The sequence below is a fragment of the Streptomyces flavochromogenes genome, assembly GCF_000717595.1.
Lineage (GTDB): Bacteria > Actinomycetota > Actinomycetes > Streptomycetales > Streptomycetaceae > Streptomyces > Streptomyces flavochromogenes.
The window spans coordinates 277,382-302,748 of the sequence record NZ_JNZO01000002.1; the positions used below are offsets into that span (position 1 = coordinate 277,382).

Sequence of the window (25,367 nt, forward strand, 5' to 3'; positions counted from 1 at the left end):
ACGCCGGGTCGAACCCCGCACCGCACCCCGCGCCGGCGACCCCGGCCGAACCGGCGACCGCACCCATGGACGCCGGCTCCGGCGGGGGGCGCCCACGCCCGACGCCCGGCGGCGCAGGCCGGAAGGGCCGCCGGGGCCGGCAGGGCGGAGCCGGGCCGCGCGGCCGGGCCCGCCGCGAGAACCTCGCCGGGTATCTCTTCATGTCCCCCTGGATCGCCGGCTTCCTCCTGCTCACCGCGGGCCCCATGGTCGCCTCGCTCTACTTCGCCTTCACCGACTACAACCTCTTCGACGCACCGCGGTGGATCGGCTTCGACAACTTCACCGAGATGTTCGGCGACCCGCGCTGGCGCACCTCGGTCGAGGTGACCAGCTGGTACGTGGTGATCGGCACGCCGCTCAAACTGGCCGCGGCACTCGGCGTGGCACTGCTGCTCAACCAGAGCCGCCGCGGACAGGGCTTCTACCGGGCAGCGTTCTACGCACCCTCGCTCGTCGGCGCCAGCGTCTCCGTGGCCATCGTCTGGCGGGCGCTCTTCTCCGACGGGGCCGCCGTCGACCGCGGGCAGCAGTTCCTCGGGATGGAGGCCGGCGGCTGGATCGGCGACCCCGACCGCATCATCTACAGCCTGGTCGCCCTCACGGTCTGGCAGTTCGGCGCGCCCATGGTCATCTTCCTGGCCGGACTCAAGCAGGTGCCGCGCGAGCTGTACGAGGCGGCGGAGGTCGACGGCGCGGGCCCGTGGCGGAGGTTCTGGAGCATCACCCTGCCGATGATCTCCCCGGTGCTCTTCTTCAACGTGCTCCTGGAGACCATCCACTCCTTCCAGATCTTCGGATCCGCCTACATCATCGGCAGCCAGGGCAACGCCTGCGGACCGGCCGACGGCACCCTCGTCTACACCTGCTACCTCTACATCCAGGGCTTCGAGAACAGCCGGATGGGCCTCGCCTCGGCGATGGCATGGATGCTGCTGCTCGCCGTCGCCCTGGTCACGGCGTTCCTTTTCTGGTCCCAGCGGCGCTGGGTGCACTACGAGGAGGGGGCCCGATGAGCCTCGTACGCACCCGGACCGGAGCACGGACGGGAGCGGGCCGATCGGCGGGCTCGCTCGCCTGGCACCTCGGCGCCCTCGCCGTCCTCGCGGTCATCCTCTACCCCGTGGTGTGGGTCATCGGCGGCTCCTTCAAACCGAACGACGAGATCGTCGGCAGCCTGTCCCTCTTCCCCGCCGAACCCGTCACCGACAACTACCGGCGGCTCGCCGACGGCATCGCCGACATCCCCATCACCACCTTCTTCGGCAACTCCCTCTTCCTGGCCGTCGGTTCGGTCATCGGCGTGGTCCTCTCCAGCTCGCTCGCGGCCTACGCCTTCGCCAAGGTCCGCTTCGCCGGGCGCGGGCTGCTCTTCACCGCGATGATCGGCACGCTGCTCCTGCCGTACCACGTGCTGCTCATCCCGCAGTACGTGCTGTTCCAGAAGCTCGAACTCATCAACACCTACACGCCGTTGCTGATCGGGAAGTACCTCGCGACGGACGCCTTCTTCGTCTTCCTGATGCTCCAGTTCATGCGCGGACTGCCGAAGGAACTCGACGAGGCGGCGCGGCTCGACGGCTGCGGGCACCTGCGGACGTACTGGTCGATCGTGCTGCCGCTGTGCCGTCCCGCGCTCATCACCAGTGCCATCTTCACGTTCATCAACGCGTGGAACGACTTCATGGGGCCGCTGATCTATCTCAACGAACCCGAGAAGTACACGGTCTCGCTCGGCCTCAAGATGTTCGTCGACCAGGACGGCGTCGCCAACTACGGCGGCATGATCGCGATGTCGCTGGTGGCGCTGCTGCCGGTGGTCGCGTTCTTCCTCGCCTTCCAGCGGTACCTCATCGACGGCATGGCCACGTCGGGCCTCAAGGGCTGAGGGGCGGTGCCGAGATGAGAGCCATGTTCCTGGCCCGGTTCGCCGTCTTCGCCGAGTGCCTGCTCGTCGGGGTGTGGATCACCGTGGCCGCGCTGCCCCTCGTCACCCTCCCCGCGGCACTCGCCGCCGGCGCCGCGCATCTGAGGCGCTGGACCGACGACGAGGAGACCGGGCTGCGGTCCTTCCTCGCCGACCTCCGCCGGGCCCTGCGGGGCGGGGGATGGTCGGCGGGCCTCGGCTACGGGGCGGCCCTCGCCCTGGTCGGCACCGACCTGTTGTTCGTACGGGCGCTGCCCGTGCCCGGCGGCCGGGCCGCGGGAACCCTCGCGATCCTCGCGGCCCTCTGGCTGACGGTCACCCTGCTGAGGGCGGCCACGGCCTGGCGCCCGGGCCGGCGCTGGCGCGCCCTCCTCGCCCCCGCGGCCCGCCGTGCGCTGCGGGACCCCGCGGGCTCCCTCCTCGTCGTCTGCGGCCTTGCGGTGATCGTCGCGTCGGCCTGGTTCTCGGCCCCCCTGGCCCTGCCGGCCGTCGGCATCCTCGTCGCCTCGACCCTGGCGGCGGAACGCCGCCGGCCCCCTCGGGCAGCGGCCTGATCCTTCGGCCGAGCCGGGGCCCGCTCCCGCACCCTCCCCTCCGCCGGCATGCCCGCTTCGGCATGCCCATGAAAGGAGTCTCCGTGTCCGCCATTCCTCGTCGCTCCCTCCTGAAGGCCGCCGCCGTGGCCGGGGCCGCCGCGCAGTTCAGCTGGGCGCTCGGGCGTGGGGACGCCCGGGCCGCCGTGGCCGCCGAAGCCCCGGCGGACGCGCGGCCCGCGCGTGTCACCTGGCTGGAGCCCGGTGGGCTCGGTGCCGCCGCCGGGTCGACCTTCGGCGTCGCCTGGCCCCGGGGCGTCCACCCCGACGACCAGGTCTTCGCGCTCACCACCGCCGACGGCGCGGCCGTCCCCGTGCAGACCTGGACCACCGCCCGCTGGCCCGACGGCTCCCTCAAGTGGACCGCGCACGCCGTCGGCCCCGAGGCCGCCGGGGCCGAGCGGTTCACCGTCGCGCCCGGCACCCCCGCGACCGCCGCGAAGACCGTGTCCGTCACCGAGACCGGGCGCCGGATCACCATCGACACCGGCACCGTCCGGGCCGTGGTCTCCAAGGAAGGCGGGAAGCTCGTCGAGTCCGTCACCCGTGACGGTGTGAAGATCGCCACCGACGGCCGCCTCGTCCTGCTGCGGCAGGGCGACCTCGACGACGGCGACCGCGGCGACGCCTCGTGGGACCGGTTCGACGGCGAGATCTCCGGCGCCGTCGTCGAACAGCGCGGCCCCGTCCGGGCCGTGGTCCGCATCGACGGCAAGCACCGCAAGGGAAATCGCAGTTGGCTGCCCTTCTCCGTGCGTCTCTACTTCTACGCGGGCTCCGAGTCGTTCCGTATGGTCCACACCGTCACCTATGACGGCGACCAGCGGAAGGACTTCATCCGCGGCCTCGGCGTCCGCTTCACCGTCCCCCTGCGGGACGCCGCCTACGACCGGCACATCCGGATCGCCGGTGAGGGCGCCGGGTTCCTCACCGAGGCCGTCCAGGGCGTCACCGGACTGCGCCGTGACCCCGGGGCCGCCGTCCGCGCCGCCCAGGTCAAGGGCGAGAAGCTGCCCGACCCCGCCACCTGGGACCAGCGTGTCACCACCCGTATGCAGTACGTCCCGACCTGGGGCGACTACACCCTCGCCCAGCTCTCCGCGGACGGCTTCACCCTCCGCAAGCGCACCAAGCCCGGCCACGGCTGGATCCCGGCCGGTGGCGGCCGCCGCGCGAGCGGCTTCGGCTACGTCGGCGGAGTGACCGGCGGACTCTCCTTCGGCCTGCGGGACTTCTGGCAGAAGCACCCCGCCCAGCTCGACATCCGCGGCGCCGCCGGTGACGCCGCCCAGGTCACCCTCTGGCTCTGGTCGCCCGAGGCCCAGCCCATGGACCTGCGCTTCTACCACGACGGCATGGGCCAGGACACCTTCCCCGAGCAGCTCGAAGGTCTCAACATCACCTACGAGGACCACGAGCCCGGCTTCGGCACCCCCTACGGCATCGCCCGCACCAGCGAGCTGATGTTCTGGGCCAACGCCACCACCCCCGCCGCCGCGACGCTCGTCGACCAGGCCGCCGCCGTCCGTACCCCGCCTCAGCTCGCTGTCAGCCCCGAAGACCTGGTCCGCGCCCGGGTGTTCGGCGGACTGTTCTCGCCCGTCGACCGCTCCACCCCCGCCAGGGCGACGATCGAGGACCACCTCGACTACCTCTTCACCTACTACAAGGACCAGGTGGAGCAGCGTCGTTGGTACGGCTTCTGGGACTACGGCGACATCATGCACACCTACGACGAGGACCGGCACCAGTGGCGGTACGACGTCGGAGGCTATGCCTGGGACAACTCCGAGCTCTCGCCCGACCTGTGGCTCTGGTACGCCTATCTCCGCTCCGGCCGCGCCGACATCTTCCGCTTCGCGGAGGCCATGACCCGGCACACCGGCGAGGTCGACGTCTACCACCTCGGTACGTGGGCCGGCCTCGGCACCCGGCACGGCGTCCAGCACTTCGCCGACAGCGCGAAGCAGCAGCGCATCTCCACCGCCGTCTACCGCCGCCCGTACTACTTCCTCACCGCCGACGAACGCGTCGGCGACCTCATGCACGCCCTGGTCGACTCCGACGAGACCTTCCTCGCCCTCGACCCCATCCGCAAGATCCGTACCGAGCCCTACACCCCCGACCGGCACGCCCTCTCCATCGGCTTCGGCACCGACTGGAGCGGTCTCGCCGCCGCCTGGCTCACCGAATGGGAGCGCGGCGGACCCAAGGCCGCCAAGGCCGAGGCCCGGCTCCGCTCCACGATGGAGACCATCGCCGCCCAGCCCAACGGCTTCGTCCAGGGCACCGGCCTGTACGACCTCGACACAGGGCGCTTCGCCATCGCCGACGAGCCCGCCGTGGGCGTCTCCCACCTGTCCGCGATGTTCGGCCTGGTCGAGATGTGCGCCGAGCTCATCGACCTCGTCGACCAGCCGAGGTTCAAGGAGGCCTGGCTCGACTACTGCCGCTACTTCAACGCCTCCAAGACCGAGCAGGCCGCCCGCTACGGCCAGAACTTCGGCACCCTCCTCCTCTTCCAGGGGCACTCGCGCCAGGACGCCTATGCCGCGGCCCAGTTGAACGACACTCGGCTCGCCCAGCGAGCCTGGGCCACCTTCGACAGGAGCGATGGCTACACTGCCGCCATGGTCTGGGACAAAACACCCGTGCAGGGATCAAACGCCCTTGAACCCGGCTACGAGCACCTGTGGATCAGCACCAACACCACGGCCCTGTACGGCCTGGCCGCCATCCAGAACCTCGCCCTCGTCGGCGACCACCTCCCCACGTGACCGCCGGAGGCCACCCGATGAGGAAGACAGCGCTGCTCGTCGCCGCGGCGACCCTGCTGGGCGCCCTCGCCGCCGCACCCACGGCCCACGCCGACCCCTCCCGAGGACCCCACGGCTCCTATGGCCCCTACGGCCAGGGGCTCGACCACTGCACCGCCGCCACCCCGGACACCACCTCCCTCGCCTGCCACTTCGACGTCCCGCCCGGCACGTACGACGTCACCGTGACCCTCGGGGGCGACACCCCCGGATCCACCGCGGTGAGCGGCGAGACCCGGCGCTCCCTGCTCGCCGAGACCGTCACCGGGGCAGGGCAGCGCGTCCGCCGCACCTTCACCGTGGACGTACGGGATCCGGAGGGCGAGCCCACCGGAGCGGCCGGAAGCCCCGGCCTCGACCTGGTGCTCGGCGGCCCCGCGCCGCGGGTCGCCGGGCTCCAGGTCACCCCCGCCGGTGCGACCCGCCGGCTCTTCCTCGTCGGGGACTCCACCGTCTGCGACCAGCCGGGCGACCCGTACGCCGGCTGGGGCCAGTTTCTCCCCGCCCGTCTGAAGCGGGGGATCGCGGTCGCCAACCACGCGGACTCCGGCGAGAGCACCGTCACCTTCCTGCAGAACCCGGCCCTCTTCGAACGGGTCGAGGCCGCGATCCGGCCCCGCGACCCCGTCCTGATCCAGCTCGCCCACAACGACAAGCAGACCGACGCCGCCACCTATCGCGCGAACCTCACCACCCTGGTCGAGCGGGTACGGGCCCGGGGCGGCGAACCCGTCCTCGTCACCCCGATCGTCCGCCGCTGGTTCAACGCCGACGGCACCCTGGGCAACGGCACCGCCCTGCTCGTCAACGGCCTCGGCGTGGACCACCCCGCCGAGATCCGCGCCCTCGCCGCGACCCTCGGCACCCCCCTCGTCGACCTCACCGCCCTCACCCGGGCGAGGGTCGAGGAGCTGGGCCCCGAGGCCTCCAAGGCGCTCTACCTGACCACGGAGAAGCGGGACAACACCCACACCTCGGTGCGCGGGGCCTCGGAGTACGCGGCCCTCGTCGCGGCGGAACTGCGGGCCCGCGGAATCGTCCCGGAGCGTCTGCTCCGTTAGGAGGTGTCCTGCCGATCAGCACGACACCCTCGGGGCCGGGCCGGAGAGGCACCACTTCGACTACCGCAATCCGGTCGACCAGAGCCTCGACATCCTGTGCGCGATCCTGGCCGTCGCGGTCGTCCGCAGGGTGACCGCCGGGCAGCCGGCCGGCCCCCTGCCGCACTTCAACATGACCTGAGCCCCGGCCCCCCGGCGGGGACCGGGGACACGGTCAGTCGAGCGGGGTGAAAGCCAGGAGGAAGGCGACCGGGGCCGCGTAGAGCCGGTACTCCGGCAGCACCCCCGGTCCGCAGGACTGGGACCCGATGCCGTGCTGGGCGCGGTCCAGGTGCAGCCACAGCGTGTCGCCCGGCACCGGCTCACCGCGGTGGGCCGCCGCGTCCAGCGCCCCGGAAGAGCACCCGGCGCCCGTTTGCCCGGCACGCGCCCACTCCGTGTCCTCCGCAGGACGGAGCACCGCGCCGCCGGACGCCGTCCGGTCGGCGGGCAGGTCGAAGCGGCGCAGACGGTCACCGGTGGGATTCTCGGTGGGGACGCGGGGCGCGTCTACGGGGAAGGGGTAGCGGACGTTGGTGTGGACGGGGCCGCCGTACTCGCCGCCGGAGGAGTCGCCGGAGGAGCCTCCGTGCCGGCCCTCCACCGCCCCGCCGTTCGCCTTTCCCTGGAGCACCCAGTGTCCCGGCACGGCCACCGTCCCCCGGTCGCCCGCGTCGAAGTCCGGCGCGGCGAACGACTCGTCCTCCGCGTCGGCGGTGGGCGAGAGCCGGGACGCCCAGTCCCCGTTCAGGGAGAGGACGGGGGCGTCGGAGCGGGCGTACCGGGCACGCGGCGGGAGCGTGCCGCGACCCGGCGAGACGTCGTGCCAGGGCAGGGCGGACATGGTCCTCCTGTCGGGGAGGGCGGGGGAGAGCGCGCGGGAGACTGCGGGGTGAGTGCGGGAGAAGGCACGGGAGAAGAAGAGGGGGAGACGGAGAACGAGGAGATCAGCGGCGCAGAAAGCGCCTTCCGTCCGGAGTCCATCCCATCGCGCGCGACGCCCCCGCACAACCCCGCCCGGCCGCCCGGCGCTTGGACTCTTCACGGCCCGCCTGGACAGCTCGACGAGCGGCCGCTTAGGGTCGGGGTCCGAATCATCGACGGGCGCCGTTCGCCCGGAACACCGGGAACAGCCGAGGAGCGCGCACGTGGTCACCCTCGCCGATGTCGCCCGCCACGCCGGGGTGTCGGCCAGCACCGTCAGCTACGTGCTCAGCGGCAAACGCTCCATATCCGCCCCCACCCGCGAGCGGATCCAGCACAGCATCGACACCCTCGGCTACCGGCCGCACGCCGGCGCCCGCGCGCTCGCCAGCAGCCGTACGGACGTCCTCGCCCTGATGATGCCGCTGCGCACCGGTCTCTACGTGCCGGTCATGATGGAGATCGCGATGTCCGTCACCACCACGGCCCGCTCCCACGGCTACGACGTCCTGCTGCTCACCGGCGAGGAAGGCCCCGAGGCCGTCCGCCGCGTCGAGGGCAGTGCCATCGCCGACGCCATGATCGTCATGGACGTCGGACTCGACGACCCCCGGCTGCCCTGCCTGCAGGAGGCCGAGCGGCCCGCCGTCCTCATCGGCCTCCCCACCGAAACGGCGGAAGCCGCCGACACCGCCGGACTCGACTGCGTCGACCTCGACTTCGAGTCCGCCGGAGCGCGCTGCGTCGAGCACCTCGCCGGACTCGGCCACACGGGCGTCGCCGTCCTCGGCGAACCGCCCGCCGTCTACGAGCGGGGGACGGGCTTCGCCGCCCGCACGCTCACCGGTCTGCGCGCCGCCGCCGCGACCCATGGCGTCGGCCTGCTCCACCGGCCCGTCGACGGCACCTACGCGGCCGTCGCCGCAGCCGTCACCCGGGTCTTCGAGGAACGCCCCGGCACCACGGCCCTCGTCGTCCAGAACGAGGCCGCCGTCGAGCCGCTGCTCGCGCTCCTGCGCCACCAGGGCCGCGCCGTGCCCGAGGACGTCTCCGTGGTCGCCATCTGCCCCGACCAGGTCGCCGTCCACGCCTCCGTACCGCTCACCGCCGTCGCCGTGCCCGCCCGGGAGATGGGCCGCCGCGCCGTCGAACGGCTCGTCGGGCGCCTCGCCGGGGAGGCGCCGCGGGGTACGGAGCTCATCCCGCCGCTGCTGACCGCGCGCGCGAGCACGGGCACCGCTCCGTCCGGCCCCGCCTCCACCGCCGGGTCCGCCCTGCCCGGCCCCCGTGTGTCCGTCTCCGCTCCCACCGAGGACCGTCGTGGTCGCGGCGGACACTGAGCCCGCGGACAGCGCGGCGGAGTTCCGGGCGTTCTTCGAGCGCCACTACGCCGAACTCGCCCGACTCGCGCATCTGTTGACGGGCGAGAACGACGCCGCCGACGACCTCGCCGCCGACGCCATGCTCGCGCTCTGGCACCGCTGGGACCGGGTGCGCGCCGCCGACCATCCCGCCGCCTATGCCCGCGGTGTGGTCGCCAACCTCGTCCGCACCCGGATCCGCGGCACCGTCCGCGAGCGGCGTCGTATCGCCGCCTTCTGGGACCGGCGCCCCGACCACACCGAGGACCCGGACGTGCCCGCCGTCGTCGACGTGCGGACGGCGCTGCGCGCCCTGCCGTTCCGCAAGCGCGCCTGCGTCGTGCTCCGGCACGCCTTCGACCTCTCCGAACGCGACACCGCCCTCGCGCTCGGCGTCACCGTCGGCACGGTCAAGAGCCAGACCGCCAAGGGCATGGCCGAGCTCCAGCGGCTGCTCGGCCCCCAGGCCGCCACCGAACTCGCCGCGGGGAGGCGCTGATGGACGAGACACAGCTCCGCCGCGAGCTGCGGGAGGCGGCGCGCGCGCACCGGCCGGACCACGCCCGCATGCTCGCCCGGGTGGAACGCGGCATGGCCGCACCCGCGCCGGCGGCCCGGTCGCCCCGGCCCGCGACCCGCTGGACCGGGCGCCGCTGGACGGCCGTCGTGGCCGTCGCCGCCGCCGTCGCGGCGGTCGTCGGCCTCGGAGGTCTCGCGGCGACCACGCTGAACGAAGGGCCCGCCGCGCCCGCCACCACGCTCCCCGCGCCCGGCCCCAGCGCACGGGCGACCGCCACGATCGACCCCGGCAGCAACCGCTGGTGGGCGCAGAGCGATCTCGCCCTGACGACGGACACGCCAGTCACCGCCCTCACCGTGGAACTGCGGATCGTCCGCACGCCCGGAGTCGTGACCACGGGCCACTGGCGCACGCGCCCCGCCGAGGACTTCACCGAGACGGTGACCGAGGAGGGCCGGGAGCTGGTCTACCGCTGGACGCTCAAGGCGGACCGGACGGTCCCGCCGGGTCCCCATGTCTTCGCCGGCCAGTACAACCACGCCGAAGGGGTACGGGACGCCTCGGCCGACACGTACACCGTCGTCCTGACGGGCCCGGACGGCGGCCGCTCCACCCTGCGCGGAGACTTCGGGACGACCGGGCCGGAGTGACGGCCGGCCCGAAGCGACGACGCGGCGGAGTGGCGGACGGTCCGGACGGCGGCCCCGGGCGGCCGGGATCAGGCACCCGTCGTGGAGCCGGGGCGGACGATCATCAGGACGACGACGACCGCCCAGAGGACGTTGAACATCCCGGTGACCATGGACAGCCGGGACGCCGTCGGCCGCGCCGCCTCCTTCGTGGCCGCGCCCTCGGCGAGGGCGAGCAGGCGCCGCTGGCCCGGCAGGACGGCCAGTCCGAGCAGGGCCGCGGCGGCGACGGTCATTACGAGCGAGACGATCAGCCATGCGTCGGTCAGCACACCGAGCTGGGCTCCGGTGGCGATGCCGAACACCGGCACGACGACCCCGGCGACGGCGTAACCGGTGCAGACCCGGTGGAGGAGCACGGCCGTTGCCGTTCCCTCGCGCCGTCCTTCCCGCTCGCCGCCGTCACAGGCCCGTAGCGCGCAACGCGGGAACATCGAGGCGGCCACGGTGATCGATCCGACCGTGACGATCGCCACCAGGACGTGGACGGACAGCAGGAATTCGGTCACGGCGCATGCCTCCGGAGAGCTCCATGTATTGGCAGCCAATATATTGGCCACCCATACATACACTGCCTACCCCTCTCTTGTGTAGGCTGCCTACTCATGAAGGCGGATGCGGTGCGAGGGCACCTGGACGGACTGCTGCTCGCGGTGCTCGAACCGGGCCCGCTGCACGGGTACGCGATCATCGCCGCGGTGCAGCAGCGCAGTGGAGGCGTGCTCGAACTGCGCACGGGCACCATCTATCCGGCCCTGAACCGGCTGGAGCGCACCGGTCTGCTGAGCAGCAGCTGGCAGTCCGCAGGGGAACGGCGCCGCCGGTGCTACGAGCTGACCGACGAGGGCCGGCGCACGCTCGCCGGCGAGCGCACCGCATGGAACGAGTTCACCGCGGCGATCGGTTCGGTGCTCAATCCCACCCCGCCGCACGGGCTCGCCACATGACCGCCGCAGCTGTGGGCGCCGACAGCGACTCCGGCCCCGCCGAAACCGACCCCACCGACCCCACCGACCCCGCGGGACCCGGCGACACGGATCCCGCCGGCGACCCCCTCGCCGCGTACGTCGCCGACCTCACCGCCGCCCTGCACGGGCCGGCCCGGGCCAAGGACCGGATGATCGAGGAGATCCGCGGCGGTCTCGAGGACACGGCGGACGCGCACATCGAGCGGGGCGTCCCGCGCTACGAGGCGATCGGTGCGGCGGTCCGGGAGTTCGGGACCGTCGCCGAGCTCGTCCCGAGCTGCCAGGAAGAGCTGACGGTCGCTCAGGCGCGGTACACCGCCCGGGTCGTGGCGCTCACCGCACCCTTCCTGATCGCCTGCCGGTACCTCACCGGCGTGACCGCCCAGGAGCCCGCGGGATCGGTTCTCTCCACCGCACGCCTCCTGGCCGCGCATCTGTCCGGAGTCGCGATCGCCGCCACGCTGCTCGCCGCCGCGGCCCTGGCCGCCACCGGAACCCTGTCCCGCCGACCGTCCCCACCGGCCCGGCTGCCGGTCGTGGTCGCCTGGACCGGCACGACCGCCGGAGCCTCCATGGCGGTGACGACGCTCGCGCTCGCCACCGCCGCCGCGCTCGCGACGAACTGGCCGCTGCTCGCCTGCGCCGGCGCGCTCGCGGCCGCCTCCCACGCCGTCGTGGCGACCTCGGCCCGCGCCTGCCGCCGCTGCGCGCGGCTGCCGGTCCTCGGGGCACCGGAACCCGGCTGAGACGGCCGCCGCGCGAGGCACCCGGGGGTACCTCCCCGGGTCGTACTGCGTGGGGCGTTTGAGAAGGCCGCCCGCTCCGTCACGATGAGGGGATGAGCCACGGATTCGCCACACGCATCCTTGACGTCACCACCGGAGGGTCGGAGACGGTGTACGACCTGACCGGGGAGTGCGTCGCCTTCCTGGCCGAGGTGGCCCAGGGGCGGGGAGGCCTCCTCAACGTCTTCACGCCCCACGCGACGACGGGCGTGGCGCTGATCGAGACGGGCGCGGGCAGCGACCACGACCTGTTGACGGCCCTGCACCACCTGCTCCCCGCCGACGAACGCTGGCAGCACCGCCACGGAAGCCGGGGTCACGGCCGTGACCACGTCCTGCCGGCCATCGTCGCCCCGCACGCGACGCTGCCCGTGATCGACGGCGAACTGGTGCTCGGCACCTGGCAGTCGGTGTGCCTGGTGGACACGAACAAGGACAACCCCGACCGCCAGGTCCGCCTCTCGTTCCTCGGGTAGCGCACCCGGAGGCGTCGTTCCCCTCGGCCTCGCCTCCGCCCTCAGGGATCCCTTCCTCCTTCCCGCGGGTTCAGCGCCACCGGGGTGGGCACGGGACCCAGTCGCCCAGGTAGGTGGCTCGGGTCGCCGATTCGGCCTCGGCCGGGGTGAGTTGGGGACGGTTCTCCGGAACGGCGATCCGGGCGCCCGGGCCGGAGTTGCGGTACTCGGCGAAGCGCTGCTCCTGCCACGGGTAGCCGTCCCGCATGGTCGCGTACGGGGCGACCGCGTCGGTCCCCGGGTCGAGCACGCTCTCCCGGACCACGAGCGACGGCCAGGCGGTGAGGTCCGAGCCGGGAACCCAGGGCCGCGCCAGTTTGTAGTGGCCGTCCGGGGCCTCGCTGGTGATCCGGCAGTGGGCGGCGAGGAATCCGTGCGGGTTCTCCCGTGCCGTGGACGGGGCGAAGACGAAGCCGTGCGGAGCCGCCGACAGATCGGGGCGGAACAGCGTACGGAACCGGCAGTGCTCGAAGACGGCGGTGGCCCGGCCGAAGACGAAGTCGACGTCACCCTCCACGTAGCAGTGCGCGAAGTACTGGCGGGCGAAGGCCGTCAGGGCCGTGGAGTCGGCGTACAGGGTGTCCTGGTGGCCGAGGAAGCGGCAGTGGAAGAAGGCCGACCGGTCGCCCTGCACCTTGAGGGCGACGGCCTGCGTGCCGGGGTTCCCCGGCAGGTCGCTGCGGAGGAAGTCGTTGGCGAAGGTGATGCCGTGGGCGGTGAATCCGGCCGCCTGGACGGTGGTGGTCGCCGACCCGGTGGTGCCGTGGGTGCCGCCCTCGGGGCGGGGCGTTCCGGCGGCGTTGGCGTACACGACGACGACGTCCCCGGGGTCGCCGCTCGCGCCGATCCAGGTCATGTCCGTACGTGCGGAACTCACGGCGACCGTCTCCCGGTACGTGCCGGGGGCGAGCACCAGGGTCCAGCCGGTGCCGCTCGCGGCGGTCACCGCGGCCTGGACGGTGGTGTGGTCGCCGAGGCCGCCCGGGTGGACGTACAGCGTCCGACCGGTGAGCCGGCGGGCGGGCGAGCCGAACCGGCCGAAGGGGCGGGCGCGCGGCGGAGCGGCGGCCGAGGCGGGAGCGGCGGGCAGGGCGAGCGCGGCGAGTGCCGCTCCCGCCGCGCCCAGGAGCAGCGAACGGCGCCCCGGGGCCGCTTCGGTGGGGTGTGAGGGCATGCGGGCTCCTCCTGGAGGCGGGTGAGGGCTCAGCAGGAGCGGCCGGCGCCCGCGCGGTGGCCGACGAGGGCGGGCACGGCCCGCGGGTGGTCGACCCGGGTGCGCAGGACGGGGGTCCAGCCCGCGTCGGCCCGCAACAGCTCGTCGGGGAACTGGGCGTTGTGGACGGCGAGGAGGTCGACCGGCCTGCCGTTCACGTAATTGCCCACGGTGGTGACGGGTGCGTCCTTCCACTTCTTGAGGATCTTGCCCGCCGGTACGTCCCCGGCGAGCGTGAACGCGTTCTTCTCCGCGAAGAGCTGGGACTCCTGCCCGATGCCGAGGCTGTAGGCGTATGCCGAACTCGGCACCACGAAGTGGTTGTTGTACGCGTCGACCTGACCGAACCGGACCCGCGGCGCCCGCTCGATCACGTTCTTGAAGAGGTTGTGGTGCAGGGTGACCCGCAGCTTGCCCCGGTCGGTCGCGCCCGCGCTGTCGCTGTTGCCGATCATCAGGGTCTTGTCGTGGTCCGTGAAGGCGTTCCACGAGATCGTGACGAGGTCCGCGCCCCGCACGACGTCCAGCTCGCCGTCGTGCTGCTGGTAGACCTCGCCGTAGTACGAGGGAAGCGAACTGTCCGGGTGGGCACCGTCGGTGAAGGTGTTGTGCTCGATCCAGACATGGGTGGAGCCGTACACGACGAGGCTGTCGTACTCGGAGTTCCACGCCCCGGTCGCGCCGTCGGTCGGATCCCACTGCGGGAAGCAGTCGAGCGGGCTCTCCATCGTCAGATTGCGGACCACGACGTTGTCGACGCCCTGCACCTGGAGGCTGCCGCCGGTGATTCCGGCGTGCTCGCCGACACCGACGATCGTGGTGTTCGCGGGCACCCTGACCTTGATGGCCTCGCCCTGGGCGGTCGCGGACGCCGCCCGCAGGTCCTCCTGGGGACCGCTGACCACGTTCTCGTACCCCCAGACGGCGGGGTCGTAGTCGGCGAGGTAGCGGGCGAAGTCGTAGCCGGCGGCCTCGAAGGCGGCGCAGCCGGCGGCGGTGGCGTTCAGCGTGCCCACCACCTTGACGATCCGGGGCTCGGTGCCGGGCACGGCCAGCGCGTCCCGGAACTCCTCCCAGGTGGTGACGGTGAAGACCCGGGAGGCGACGGCGGCCGCGCCGCCGGTGGTGCCGGTCCCCTCGGACGCCCAGCCGTCACCGGCCGGCAGCGTGGCGCGGGCGGGGTCGGTGCCGGGGCGCGGGGCGGCGTGGGCACCGGCCGTGGGGGCGGTCACCGTCAGGGTGAGGGCGGTCGCGGCCACCACTCCCAGTCGCGTGCGTCGGTTCACGATCGGGTCTCCTCGAACTCGTAAGCGGTAGGGGCGGGTTCGGGCCAGGTGATCAGCCCGGCGGGTATGACGTCGTCCACGCGGCGCGTCTCGCGCGCGGCGAGGACATGGGTGCGGAGCAGCTCGGCGGTGACCAGCCGGGCCACCTCGATCGCCCCCGGAGGGTTGAAGTGGGTGTTGTCCTGCTCGGTCGCGGTCCAGTTGAAGTACGCCTTGGTGGCCTCGGGCCCGAGCCGCTGCCACAGGTCGAGCGACAGCGCCTCGACGTCGAGGAGGGGGACGTCCGACTCGCGGGCGGTCTCCCGCATCGCCGCCGGGTACGCGCCGAGCGTCCGCAGCGCGGTGCCGTCCACGTCGAACCTGCGCCGCTCGACGGAGGTGGCGAACACCGGGAGGGCGCCCCGGGACCGCGCGCCCTCGACGAAGACCCGCAGGTTGTCCTGGTAGGTGGTCCACGGCTCGGTGTAACGGGTGGGGTCGGCGACCTTCTGGTCGTTGTGGCCGAACTGGATCAGGAGCAGATCGCCGGGGCACAGCGCGGCCAGGATCCCCTCGAACCGTCCCTCGTCGAGGAAGCTCTTGGTGCTGCGCCCGTTGACGGCGTGGTTGTCGACCCGCACGCCCCGGTGCAGGAAGAAGGGGAGGGCCATGCCCCAGCCGGTCTCGGGCGCGGCGTCGGCGTACTTCTGGGCGGCGGTGGAGTCGCCGGCGATGAAGAGGGTGCGCATACGGGGGTGTCCTTGGGAACGGGCCGGGGGAGCCCCGGCCAGGGCGAGCGCGAGGCCCGCCCCGGCCGTGACCACCGCGCGGCGGCCGACGCTCACGGGTTCTGCTGCTTCCACTCGGCCTGTGCCGTGTTCAGCTGCTCGGCCAGGTGGTCGAGGAACTCCTTGGCGGTGGACGTACCGAGCAGGACCTTCTGGAAGCCCGGCTCGTTCTCGGCCTTGGAGATCGTGTTCCAGTCGGGCAGGTAGTACGGCAGCTCCACGATCGTGGCCTTGCCGCTGAAGAGGACCTCGGCGCCGAGCTTCGTCGGCTCCGCCTCCTGGAGCCACGGGTCCTGGGCGGCCTCCGTGTTGGCCGGGATGGCGCCGGCCGACTTGTTCCACTTGCTGTTGGAGGCGTGCGAGGCCGCGAACTCGATGAACTTCCAGGCGGCGGCCTTGTTCTTGCTGGAGGAGAAGAGACCGAGGCCGTCGACCGGGTTGGAGACCTGCACCCGGGTGCCGTCGTCGAGGGTCGGGTTGGGGATGCCGCGGAACTTCTCCGTACCGAGGGCCTTCACATGGTCCTGGTAGGAGCCCAGGTTGTGGTTCAGCATGCCGATCTGGCCGCTGTCCCACTGCGCGACCATCTTGGTGAAGTCGTTGTTGACGTCGGCGGCCGGGGTGGTCTTCTTGAACAGTCCGGCGTACTTCTCGAGCGCGGCCACGTTCTTGGGGTCGTTGACGGTGGTCTTGTCGCCGTTCCAGAAGCTCGTGATGCCGCTCTGGCCGTACATGGCGTCCAGGGCCTGGGCGATCGAGCCCGCGCCGCCGCGGATCGTGTAGCCGAAGCGGTTCTTGTCGGTGGCCGTCAGCTTCTCGGCCGCCGCGTAGAACCTGGACCAGGTGGTGGGCTCCTGCAGGCCGGCCGCCTTGAACAGATCGGTGCGGTAGTAGAGCACGCCGTTGCTCGCCGAGGTGGGGACGGTGAACAGCTTGTCCTGACCGCCCGCCGACTTCACGCTCGCGACCATGCCGGCGTTCAGCCTGCCCTTGAGCGCGCTGCCCTCGATCCGCGCGTCCAGCGGCTCCAGGGCGTTCTGCGCGGCGATCCCTGCGAGCATCGCCGCGCCGACGCCTCCGACGTCCGGCAGGCCGTCGCCCTGGATCGCGGTGTCGTACTTCGACTGGACCTCCTTGGAGGCGATCCCGACGTACTCGACGTCGATGTCGGGGTTCGCCTTCTCGAAGTCCGCGATGATCTCCTTCCAGACGTCGGTGCGGACACCGCCGTTGTTGTCCCAGAAGGTGATCTTTCCCTTGCCCGATCCCTCGGTGCCCTTGTCGCCGCCCCCGCCGCTGCCGTCGTCACCGCAGGCGGTGGCGGTCAGGGCGAGGACGCCGGTCAGGGCGAGGGCGAGGGCGGCTCTGCGCCGTCCGCCGGGGAAGATGGTCATCGTCGGCTCTCTTCTCTCGGGGTGTTGCGGGGACTACGGGGATGGGGTGTGGGGGAGTTCGGGGCGGGCCGCCGGTGGGGCGGCCCGGGTGGTGCCGTTCAGACGGCGGTGACGCGGAAGTCGGAGAACACGGCCGTCCCGGCGTGCCCCGCGCCTTCCGGCGCCCCGGCGAACAGGCCGAGCAGCGCGCCGACCCAGCGCCAGGGCGTGGCGGCGAACTCCGGGCCGAGCCGGACCGGACCGGCGCCGGAGCCGCCGGCGGCCACGGACCGGGACCGGGAACCGGCGTCGGCATGGGACCGGGAACCGGCGTCGGCAGCGGTACCGGAACCGGCGTCGGATGCGGACCCGGGACCGGCGTCGGCAGCGGAGTCGTACGAGAAACGGCAGCGTGCGTCCGCCGTGACCTCGATGCGGAGCAGGACCCGGTCCCCGGTCAGCGGCCGGGAGCGGGTCGCGTCCCGTTCGCGGTCCGCGTTCGCCGGGGCGAAACGGTGGACGAGCCGGGCCGTGCCGTCCGGCGCCCTCTCCAGACCGATCCACGCGTACGCGTCCCCCAGGACGACGAGCCCGGCGCGGGCCCCTGGCGCCGACGCGTCGAGCCGCAGCCCGACCTCGACGACCACGGCCCCGGCGGGCAGTCGCTGGGTGAGGACGTGCGGCACACCGCGGAGATCGTCAAGCAGGCCCGACCGCACACAGCCGAGCCGCAGCCCGTCGCCCGTGTGCTGACTGGCCCAGCCCTCGCCCGGGTTGGCGGTCCACTGCCACTGCCTGCCGAACCGGCCGCCGGGAAACGTGTCGTCCACGGCCGGCCGCGCGGGCGGCTGCTCCGGGAGGTCCGGCTTGCGGTGCACCCGGACGGGGGCGCCCTCGTCGCCGAGCACGGGCCAGCCGTCCGTGTCCCAGCGCATCGGCTGGAGATGGACGAGCCGGCCGTGCGCGCCCGACTGCTGGAAGTGCAGGAACCAGTCCTCGCCCGGCCCGGTGCGCACCCAGCCGCCCTGGTGCGGGCCGTTGACGTCGGTGTCGCCCTGCGCGAGGACGATCCGTTCCTCGTACGGGCCGAAGAACGACCGCGACCGGAACGCGCCCTGCCAGCCGGTGGCCACGCCCCCGGCCGGGGCGAAGATCCAGAACCAGCCGTCGTGCCGGTACAGCTTGGGGCCCTCCAGAGTGAACCAGCCGGGGAGCCGGTCGGCGTCCACGAGGACCCTGCCCTCGTCGAGGAGCCTCGTCCCGTCCGGGCTCATCCGGTGCCCGGTGAGCCGGTTGTTGAAGCCGGCGCGGGACTTGGCCCAGGCGTGCACGAGATACGCCTCGCCCGACTCCTCGTCCCACAGCGGGCAGGCGTCGATCAGGCCCCGGCCCGCCTTCACCAGGTGCGGGGCCGTCCACGGGCCGCGTACGGAAGGGGCGTTGACCTGGAAGATCCCGTGGTCGGGGTCGCCCCAGAAGATCCGGAAGCGGCCGTCGTGGTACCGGAACGAGGGTGCCCAGACCCCGCGGTCGTGCCGGGGCGCGGTGAACGCGGCGGCCGGTTCGAGCCGCTCAAGGGCGTGTCCGACGAGCGTCCAGTTGACCAGGTCCCGGGAGTGCAGGAGCGGCAGCCCGGGGGCGCGGCCGAAGCTGGACGCCGTCAGGTGGTAGTCCTCGCCGACCCGGACCACGTCGGGGTCGGACCAGTCGGCGGCGAGCACGGGATTGCGGTACGTACCGTCACCGAGGTCCCCCGTCGGAAGGGCGGCACGGGTCCGCGTCACGACGTCACCGCCTTGCGCACCAGGGCCGCGGCCCCGTCCCGGTCGAGTCGCCCGTCGGCGACGACGGTCACCACCCGCCGTACGAAGGTCTCTCCGGCGGCCACCGGAAGCCGCTCGTCGTGGGCGAGCGAGGAACCGACGCCCGGGTACTCGGCCGCCCGGACGAACCACGGGTCCTCACGGGTCCGGGCCGTCGCCCCGGCGAACACCAGGGTCCAGCCCTCTCCCGCGAGCGCCACCCAGTCCGCGCGGGCACCGTGCACCGCCTCCTCGCCGTCCGCGCCCGAACCGTCGTCCGGCATCCCGGCACCGAACACCACCGGAGCCGTCGCCTCCTTCGGCGCCCGCCAGAAGAAGCCGCCGTACGCGGCGCCCGGCCGGCCGTTCGTCGCGGGGCTGCCGATCGACAGGTCCCGCCCGGACACATTGGTGAGGGAGAAGGTGAGGTCGAGCGCCCAGGCCGCCCCGGTGAGCGCGGTGGCCGCCACCGTCCGGTGCTCGCGGAGCAGCGGCTCGCCCCCGGCCGTCCAGGTCAGCTCCTCCACGAAGCCGTCCGGGTCGCACAGCTTGAACCCGTCGTGCCGCTGCACACCGTGGTTGTCGAGCGCGACCGGCCCGCGGTCGCGGACGAAGGTGCGGCCGCCCCAGAAGTTGTGGCCGGCGACGTCGGGCACGGCGACGCCCACGCCGAGGTGGTGCGGATGGTCCTCGGGAACGGTCTCGGTCACCGGCCGGCCGGCGAGGGTCGTGACCGGGTGGAGGTACGGCCGCGGGGAGTGGTCGGGGGCCAGTCCGGGCCGGGTCGTGTAGTGGGCGACGGCGCGGCCCGCGCAGCGCAGGACCTTCGGGGGCGCGGGGGTCATCGGGCCTCCGCCCGGGTCGACGGGGCCCAGGAGGCGCCGAGTTCGGAGAACAGTCTGAGTCCGTCGGCGCTGGCGTCCACCAGGGCGTCGACGCCGTCGACGACCCGGCGCGGCGCGCTCTCACCGGGCTCGGTGCGCCAGTGCCCGGCGGGTATCGCCAGCGGGTCGGGAGCCGTCCGCACCGCCTCGACGACCCGCATGAACGCGCCGGTCGTCGCCGGCGGCACCCACAGAGGATCGCCGTCGGTGACGTGCGCGACGAGGTTCTCCAGGAGGTCGGTACGGGCGTACTCGGTCTCCACCGGTCCGTGCCCGGCGCGCTGGACGAGCACCCGGTCCTGCCGGTACCAGAAGGTGATCCGGCCCCGGGTGCCGTGGACGATGACGTACGGCTCCGAGGTCCGCTCGGCACAGAGGGTCGCCGCGACGGTGACCTGAGTGCCGGCCGAGGTGACGATCCGTACCGCCGAGGTGTCGTCGGACTCGATGGCGTGGGCGTGCAGCAGCTCGGTCTCGATGTGCTCGACGTCCTCGGCGCGGGTGGAGCCGGACAGCGCCAGCGCCGTGGCGACGGCGTGCGCGAGGGGGTTGGTGAGTGCCCCGTCGACGACGTCGGCCCCGCCGAGCCGCCGGTGGCCCGCCCAGGGGGCGCGCCGGAAGTAGGCCTCGTCACGGACCCAGGCGCCCGCCGCGCCGACGCCGAGGAGCTCGCCGATCGCGCCCTCCGCGACCATCCGGCGGATCGCGGGCACCGCGTGCGAGCCCAGCGACTGGAACCCGATCTGACAGGCCACGCCGGCCGCCTCGACGCCGTCGGCCATCCGGCGGAACTCCGCGTACGACGGGGCCGGCGGCTTCTCCAGGAGGATGTGCGCCCCGTGCCGGGCGGCGGCGAGCGTCATGTCGGTGTGGGTCTGGATGGGGGTGCTGAGCACGGCGATCCGGGCACCGGTGGAGGCGAGCAGCGCCTCGAAGTCGGCGGACTGCTCCGGGGCCCCGATGCCGTCGAGCTCGGCTGCGTCGAGGGGGCGCAGCTCGCAGACCCCGGCGAGGCGGACGAGTCCGCGCTCCTCGAGACGGCGGATGTTGAGGAGGTGGCTGCGGCCGTGGCCGCGGGCACCGGCCAGGACGACCGGCAGGGGTGTCTGTGCGGTGTTCATGTCTTCCCTGTGCGTGGGGTGGTCGTTCATCCCTTCACCGCCCCGGCGCTGAACCCGGTGACCAGCCATTTCTGGATGAAGCCGAAGACGATGACGACGGGCACGGCGGCGATGACGCCGCCCGCGGCGAGCGCCCCGAGGTCGACGCTGTCGGCGCCCATGAGGGTGTTGAGGCCGACCGGGATCGTCTGCTTGTCCTGGCTGCTCAGGAACATCAGGGCGAAGAGGAAGTGGTTCCAGGCGTGCACGAAGGCGAACGAGCCGACGGCGACCAGGCCGGGCCTGAGCAGCGGGAGGACGACGATCCGGAAGGCGGAGAAGCGGTTGCAGCCGTCCACCCAGGCGGCCTCCTCCAGGGAGTACGGCACGTTCCGGATGAAGCCGCTGATGAGGATCATCGACAGCGGGAGCTGGAAGACGGTCTCGGCGATGATCACGCTCCCCAGGGAGTTGATCATCTTCAGTTCGGCGAAGATCTGGAACAGCGGGACGAGGAGCAGGGCGCCCGGCACGAACTGCGAGCAGAGCAGGGCCAGCATGAAGCCCTTCTTGATCCGGAAGTCGAAGCGGGCCAGCGCGTAACCGCCGGCGAGCGCGACCACGGTGGTGCTGATGAGCACCGCGACCCCGATGAGCAGGCTGTTCTGGAAGAAGACGCCGAAGCTCCGCTCGTTCCAGACCTTCTCGAAGTGCGCGGTCGTCATCGGCCAGGGCAGCAGCGAGGTGGAGCCGGCCGGGCGTACGGCGAAGAGCAGGATCCAGTAGAAGGGGACGAGGGTGAAGAGGAGGTAGATCCCCAGGGGCAGATAGATCTGCCAGCGGGGCACCTCGTCCCACGCCCTGCGCCTGGCGCGGGCGGTGACGGGCGGCGTCCTGTCGGGGGGCGGCACCTGGGCGGTCCCCGGGGAGGGGGCGGCGGTCAGGGTGGACTCGGTTGTCATGTGGCGTCGCCTCCGAACTTGCTCAGGCGCAGATAGACCATCGAGCAGAAGAGAAGGATCACGAACGCCACCGTGGTGAGGGCGGAGGCGTATCCGAAGTTGTGGGCGTCGACGCTGGTGTGGGCGATGTACAGCGGCAGCGTGGTCGTCTCGCCCGCGGGGCCGCCGCCGGTCAGCGTGTACAGCAGGTCGACGTTGTTGAACTCCCAGACCGCGCGCAGCAGTGTGGAGAGGACGATCGCGTCCCGGATGTGCGGCAGGGTGATGTGGACGAACTGCCGGACCCGGCCGGCCCCGTCGACCTCGGCGGCCTCGTACAGGTCCTTCGGCACGGACTGCAGGTCGGCCAGGATGAGGATGGCGAAGAAGGGCACGCCGCGCCAGAGATCGGCGACGATCGCCGCCGGGAACACGGTCGAGGTGTCGGAGAGCCAGGACGTGCCGTACGTACCGAGGCCCATGTCCGCGAGGTAACGGCTGATCCCGGTCTGGGAGTTGTAGAGCAGCACCCAGATCGCGGAGGTGAGGACGCCCGAGACGGCCCACGGGGAGAAGACCAGGGCCCGGCCCAGGGCGCGGCCCACGAAGGTCTGGTTCACGATGAGCGCGAGCGCCAGACCGAAGAGGAGCTGGAGCGTCACCTCGACGACGACCCACTTGAGGCTGAAGGTCAGTGTTCCCCAGAACCGGGGGTCGTCCGTGAAGATCCGGGTGAAGTTGTCGAGACCCGCGAAGCCGTTCCGCCAGGGCTTCGTGGGGTTGTAGTGCTGGAGGCTGTAGTAGAAGACGCTGATCACCGGGTAGGCGATGAAGCCCAGCATCAGCAGACCGGCGGGGGCGATCAGCAGGTACGGCAGTCGGCGGGGGGTCGCTCCCGTGCGACGGCGGCGCCGTGCCGTGACGGCTTGGGGCGGTGGGGTCACAGCTGAGGCCATGACGGCGGCTCCGTTCTCGGTGAAGCGCTTCGCGAACGTCGTTCGAGATTTCGGGCAGGGTGGGGCGGGTGGAGCTGATGACGCTGACGGGTGGTGGAGCGGTGCGGAGGGACGGACCGGCGGTGCCGAGGTGCGGGTTCTCAACCCGCGTACGGATCGGGGGTGATGCCCGGACGCGCCAGGAACGCGAAGTCGCAGCCCGTGTCGGCCTGGGAGATCTGCTCCATGTAGAGCGCGCCGTAGCCGCGCTCGTACCGGGCGGGCGGCGGTGTCCAGGCGGCCCGGCGGACGTCCAGCTCCTCGTCCGTGACATGCAGACGGAGGGAGCGTGCGGCGACGTCGAGAGTGATCGTATCGCCCGTACGGACAAGGGCAAGGGGTCCGCCGACATGGGACTCGGGTGCCACGTGCAGCACACAGGCCCCGTAGCTCGTCCCGCTCATCCGGGCGTCGGAGATCCGCACCATGTCCCGCACGCCCTGTTCCAGCAGGTACCGGGGGATGGGCAGCATGCCGTACTCCGGCATCCCCGGACCGCCCTTCGGGCCCGCGCCGCGCAGCACCAGCACGTGGTCGGGTGTGATGCCGAGCGCCGGATCGTCGATGGTCCGCTGCATCGACCGGTAGTCGTCGAAGACGACCGCGGGACCGGTGTGCTCGAGCAAGCGCGGTTCCGCCGCGATGTGCTTGATGACGGCGCCGTCGGGGCACAGGTTGCCCCGCAGCACGGCGACCCCGCCCTCGGCGGCCAGCGGCCTCGAACGGTCACGGATCACCTCCTCGTCGTGCACGAGCGCGCCGTCGAGCTGCTCCCGCAGCGTGGTGTGCGAGACCGTCGGGCGATCCAGGTGCAGGACATCGGTGAGCCGGGAGAGGAAGCCCGGCATCCCGCCCGCGAAGTGGAAGTCCTCCATCAGGAACCGCCCGCCCGGCCGTAGATTCGCGAGGACCGGCACCGTCCGCGCGATCCTGTCGAAGTCGTCGAGCGTCAGCTTCACCCCCGAGCGCCCCGCCATCGCGATGAGATGGATCACCGCGTTGGTCGAGCCGCCGAGCGCCAGGACGGCGGCGACCGCGTCCTCGTACGCCTCCTGCGTCAGGATCCGCGACAACCGCAGGTCCTGCCGTACGAGTTCCACGATCCGCAGTCCCGAGGCCGCCGCCATCCGGTCGTGCCCCGAGTCGACCGCCGGCACCGAGGAGGCACCCGGCACGGTCACGCCGAGGGTCTCCGCGGCCGCGGTCAGCGTGGACGCCGTCCCCATCGTCATGCAGTGGCCGGGGGAGCGGGCGAGACCGCTCTCCAGCTCCGCCATCTCGCAGTCGCCGATCCGTCCCGCCCGCCTCTCGTCCCAGTACTTCCACATGTCCGTACCGGAGCCGAGCGTCTCGCCCCGCCAGTGCCCCGGCAGCATGGGTCCCGCCGGAACGAACACCGTGGGCAGGTCGACCGAGGCCGCACCCATGAGGAGCGCGGGGGTGGTCTTGTCGCAGCCGCCCATGAGCACCGCCCCGTCCACCGGGTACGAGCGCAGCAGCTCCTCCGTCTCCAGCGCGAGGAGGTTGCGGTAGAGCATCGGGGTCGGCTTCTGGAACGTCTCCGAGAGGGTGGAGACCGGGAACTCCAGCGGGAAGCCGCCGGCCTGCCACACCCCGCGCTTCACGGCCTGCGCGCGGTCGCGGAGGTGGACGTGGCAGGGGTTGATGTCGGACCAGGTGTTGAGGATCGCGATGACCGGCTTTCCGAGGTGCTCCTCGGGCAGATAGCCGAGCTGCCGGGTGCGGGCCCGGTGGCTGAAGGAGCGGAGGCCGTCGGTGCCGTACCACTGGTGACTGCGCAGGTCCTCGGGCCGCAGGCCTCCCTCGCCGGGGCGCCCGCCCGCGCCGGCGGGCCCTTCGGCGCTCATATCGGCCACCCGGCCGCGATCGTGGCGACCTCGGCCCGCTCGCTCTCGGGGAGTTCACGGCTCGGCGGGCGGACCGCCCGGCGGCAGAGGCCGAGGGAGGCGAGGGCCTCCTTGACCACCGTCACGTTGTCCGCGCTGCCGTTGGCCGCGCGCAGCTCCTCGAAGCGGCGGATCCGCTCCCAGACCTTCATCGCGGTCGGGTAGTCGCCGGACCGCAGCGCGTCCAGCATCTCGACGGAGAGCGCGGGGGAGACGTTGACCAGGCCGGAGGTGAATCCGGTGGCGCCGGCGGCGAAGTAGGCGGGGGCGTACGGCTCGGCCAGGCCCGCCACCCAGACGAAGCGGTCGAGGCCCGCGTCCCGGGCGAAGCCGGCGAACCGGGCCGCGTCGGGAACCGCGTACTTCACCCCCACGACGTTGGGGCATTCGGCGCCGAGCTCGGCGAGCCGGGCCCCGCCGATCTGCGGGTTGCGGATGTAGGGGACGACCCCGAGCTCGGGGACGGCCTCGGCGATGGCCCGGTGGTAGTCGACCCAGCCGCTCTCCGAGACGTACGGGTGGACCGGCTGGTGGACCATCACCATGTGGGCGCCCGTGGCCCGGGCGTGCCGGGCGGCCTCGACCGCCGTCGGCACGTCGTGGCCGACGCCGACGAGGATCGCGGCACGGTCGCCGGCCTCGTCGACGGTGATCTCGGTGAGGGAGCGGCGCTCCTCGGGGGTGAGGGCGTAGAACTCGCCGGTGTTGCCGTTGGGGGTGAGGGTGCGGACCCCGCCGTCGAGGAGCCGGCGCAGCAGCGCGCGGTGGGTGACGGTGTCCACGGAGCCGTCCTCGGCGAACGGTGTGACCGGGATGGCCACGACGTCGGCGAGGGCGGCCCTCATCGTCTCGAATTCCATGC

At 72.6% G+C, this 25,367-nt stretch carries 24 protein-coding genes and 1 pseudogene; 11 read left to right on the top strand and 14 right to left on the bottom strand.

The features are described 5' to 3' along the window. Nucleotides 1–65 precede the first annotated feature (65 nt). The 5 genes from IF00_RS0103325 (at nt 66) to IF00_RS0103345 (ending at nt 6,436) form a co-directional block, all read left to right on the top strand. A complete protein-coding gene (locus IF00_RS0103325; RefSeq protein ID WP_425338256.1) occupies nt 66–1,055 on the top strand; it encodes a carbohydrate ABC transporter permease in 990 nt (329 codons plus the stop codon). Next, the gene (locus tag IF00_RS0103330; RefSeq protein WP_030313999.1) at nt 1,052–1,927 is read left to right on the top strand and encodes a carbohydrate ABC transporter permease; all 876 of its coding nucleotides are present in this window, start codon (nt 1,052–1,054) and stop codon (nt 1,925–1,927) included. Before IF00_RS0103325 ends, IF00_RS0103330 begins: the two co-directional genes overlap by 4 nt. 14 nt (nt 1,928–1,941) lie before the next feature. Continuing rightward, nucleotides 1,942–2,520 carry a hypothetical protein gene (locus tag IF00_RS0103335; RefSeq protein WP_051819760.1) on the top strand — a complete coding sequence of 193 codons (579 nt, stop codon included), beginning with the start codon at nt 1,942–1,944 and terminating at the stop codon, nt 2,518–2,520. Nucleotides 2,521–2,603: 83 nt separating this feature from the next. After that, complete coding sequence (locus IF00_RS0103340) at nt 2,604–5,336, top strand: exo-rhamnogalacturonan lyase family protein (protein WP_030314007.1); 2,733 nt, start codon at nt 2,604–2,606, stop codon at nt 5,334–5,336. Between the two features lie 17 nt (nt 5,337–5,353). Beyond that, the gene (locus tag IF00_RS0103345; RefSeq protein WP_030314009.1) at nt 5,354–6,436 is read left to right on the top strand and encodes a rhamnogalacturonan acetylesterase; all 1,083 of its coding nucleotides are present in this window, start codon (nt 5,354–5,356) and stop codon (nt 6,434–6,436) included. A gap of 214 nt (nt 6,437–6,650) precedes the next feature. On the opposite strand, the gene IF00_RS46750 is transcribed toward IF00_RS0103345, so the two are convergent. Both IF00_RS46750 and IF00_RS46755 read right to left on the bottom strand, forming a co-directional pair. Then, on the bottom strand, nt 6,651–6,896 hold the full coding sequence (locus tag IF00_RS46750) for a beta-galactosidase small subunit (RefSeq protein ID WP_245234422.1): 246 nt from the start codon (nt 6,894–6,896) through the stop codon (nt 6,651–6,653). Next, nucleotides 6,888–7,319: pseudogene (locus IF00_RS46755) on the bottom strand (sugar-binding domain-containing protein); the annotation flags it as partial. The gene IF00_RS46750 and the pseudogene IF00_RS46755, both read right to left, overlap by 9 nt. A gap of 304 nt (nt 7,320–7,623) precedes the next feature. Here IF00_RS46755 and IF00_RS0103355 point away from each other — a divergent pair. From IF00_RS0103355 to IF00_RS0103365, 3 genes are read left to right on the top strand one after another with little or no spacing between them, the layout of a single operon-like run. Then, a complete protein-coding gene (locus IF00_RS0103355; RefSeq protein WP_030314011.1) occupies nt 7,624–8,739 on the top strand; it encodes a LacI family DNA-binding transcriptional regulator in 1,116 nt (371 codons plus the stop codon). After that, a complete protein-coding gene (locus IF00_RS0103360) occupies nt 8,720–9,259 on the top strand; it encodes a SigE family RNA polymerase sigma factor (protein ID WP_030314012.1) in 540 nt (179 codons plus the stop codon). Before IF00_RS0103355 ends, IF00_RS0103360 begins: the two co-directional genes overlap by 20 nt. Further along, nucleotides 9,259–9,930: a hypothetical protein gene (locus IF00_RS0103365; RefSeq protein ID WP_030314013.1), complete on the top strand. Its 672-nt coding sequence runs from the start codon at nt 9,259–9,261 to the stop codon at nt 9,928–9,930. Before IF00_RS0103360 ends, IF00_RS0103365 begins: the two co-directional genes overlap by 1 nt. A 68-nt stretch (nt 9,931–9,998) precedes the next feature. Here IF00_RS0103365 and IF00_RS0103370 read toward each other — a convergent pair whose 3' ends face one another. Further along, nucleotides 9,999–10,478, bottom strand: a complete 480-nt coding sequence (locus tag IF00_RS0103370) for a DUF2269 family protein (protein WP_030314015.1) — start codon at nt 10,476–10,478, stop codon at nt 9,999–10,001. 96 nt (nt 10,479–10,574) lie between these two features. Here IF00_RS0103370 and IF00_RS0103375 point away from each other — a divergent pair, with 96 nt between their 5' ends. From IF00_RS0103375 to IF00_RS0103385, 3 genes are all read left to right on the top strand, one after another. Further along, complete coding sequence (locus tag IF00_RS0103375; protein WP_030314017.1) at nt 10,575–10,916, top strand: PadR family transcriptional regulator; 342 nt, start codon at nt 10,575–10,577, stop codon at nt 10,914–10,916. Continuing rightward, nucleotides 10,913–11,683, top strand: a complete 771-nt coding sequence (locus tag IF00_RS0103380) for a permease prefix domain 1-containing protein (protein ID WP_030314019.1) — start codon at nt 10,913–10,915, stop codon at nt 11,681–11,683. The genes IF00_RS0103375 and IF00_RS0103380 overlap by 4 nt, the downstream gene beginning before the upstream one ends. Before the next feature lie 92 nt (nt 11,684–11,775). After that, nucleotides 11,776–12,198 carry a YjbQ family protein gene (locus tag IF00_RS0103385; protein ID WP_030314021.1) on the top strand — a complete coding sequence of 141 codons (423 nt, stop codon included), beginning with the start codon at nt 11,776–11,778 and terminating at the stop codon, nt 12,196–12,198. Between the two features lie 70 nt (nt 12,199–12,268). Here the strand turns inward: IF00_RS0103385 and IF00_RS0103390 are convergent, their stop codons facing one another. From IF00_RS0103390 to IF00_RS0103440, 11 genes are all read right to left on the bottom strand, one after another. Continuing rightward, a complete protein-coding gene (locus tag IF00_RS0103390) occupies nt 12,269–13,411 on the bottom strand; it encodes a pectinesterase family protein (protein ID WP_030314026.1) in 1,143 nt (380 codons plus the stop codon). A 29-nt stretch (nt 13,412–13,440) separates the two neighbouring features. Continuing rightward, the gene (locus tag IF00_RS0103395; RefSeq protein ID WP_030314028.1) at nt 13,441–14,736 is read right to left on the bottom strand and encodes a pectate lyase family protein; all 1,296 of its coding nucleotides are present in this window, start codon (nt 14,734–14,736) and stop codon (nt 13,441–13,443) included. Next, nucleotides 14,733–15,560: a rhamnogalacturonan acetylesterase gene (locus IF00_RS0103400; RefSeq protein WP_051819763.1), complete on the bottom strand. Its 828-nt coding sequence runs from the start codon at nt 15,558–15,560 to the stop codon at nt 14,733–14,735. The genes IF00_RS0103395 and IF00_RS0103400 overlap by 4 nt, the downstream gene beginning before the upstream one ends. Then, nucleotides 15,557–16,897, bottom strand: a complete 1,341-nt coding sequence (locus IF00_RS0103405) for an ABC transporter substrate-binding protein (protein ID WP_030314031.1) — start codon at nt 16,895–16,897, stop codon at nt 15,557–15,559. Before IF00_RS0103405 ends, IF00_RS0103400 begins: the two co-directional genes overlap by 4 nt. A gap of 98 nt (nt 16,898–16,995) precedes the next feature. Then, nucleotides 16,996–18,660, bottom strand: a complete 1,665-nt coding sequence (locus IF00_RS0103410; protein WP_030314033.1) for a glycoside hydrolase family 43 protein — start codon at nt 18,658–18,660, stop codon at nt 16,996–16,998. Further along, a complete protein-coding gene (locus IF00_RS0103415; RefSeq protein ID WP_030314035.1) occupies nt 18,657–19,523 on the bottom strand; it encodes a DUF6807 domain-containing protein in 867 nt (288 codons plus the stop codon). The genes IF00_RS0103410 and IF00_RS0103415 overlap by 4 nt, the downstream gene beginning before the upstream one ends. Further along, nucleotides 19,520–20,713, bottom strand: coding sequence for a Gfo/Idh/MocA family protein (locus IF00_RS0103420; RefSeq protein ID WP_078944517.1), 1,194 nt, complete (start codon nt 20,711–20,713; stop codon nt 19,520–19,522). The genes IF00_RS0103415 and IF00_RS0103420 overlap by 4 nt, the downstream gene beginning before the upstream one ends. Next, on the bottom strand, nt 20,710–21,624 hold the full coding sequence (locus IF00_RS0103425; RefSeq protein WP_030314038.1) for a carbohydrate ABC transporter permease: 915 nt from the start codon (nt 21,622–21,624) through the stop codon (nt 20,710–20,712). The genes IF00_RS0103420 and IF00_RS0103425 overlap by 4 nt, the downstream gene beginning before the upstream one ends. Continuing rightward, entirely contained in the window at nt 21,621–22,559 is a 939-nt protein-coding gene (locus IF00_RS0103430; RefSeq protein WP_030314040.1) for a carbohydrate ABC transporter permease, read from the bottom strand. Before IF00_RS0103430 ends, IF00_RS0103425 begins: the two co-directional genes overlap by 4 nt. A 140-nt stretch (nt 22,560–22,699) precedes the next feature. After that, the gene (gene araD / locus IF00_RS0103435; protein ID WP_051819765.1) at nt 22,700–24,466 is read right to left on the bottom strand and encodes an L-arabinonate dehydratase; all 1,767 of its coding nucleotides are present in this window, start codon (nt 24,464–24,466) and stop codon (nt 22,700–22,702) included. Beyond that, nucleotides 24,463–25,365 carry a dihydrodipicolinate synthase family protein gene (locus IF00_RS0103440; RefSeq protein ID WP_209439727.1) on the bottom strand — a complete coding sequence of 301 codons (903 nt, stop codon included), beginning with the start codon at nt 25,363–25,365 and terminating at the stop codon, nt 24,463–24,465. Before IF00_RS0103440 ends, araD begins: the two co-directional genes overlap by 4 nt. Nucleotides 25,366–25,367 lie beyond the last annotated feature (2 nt).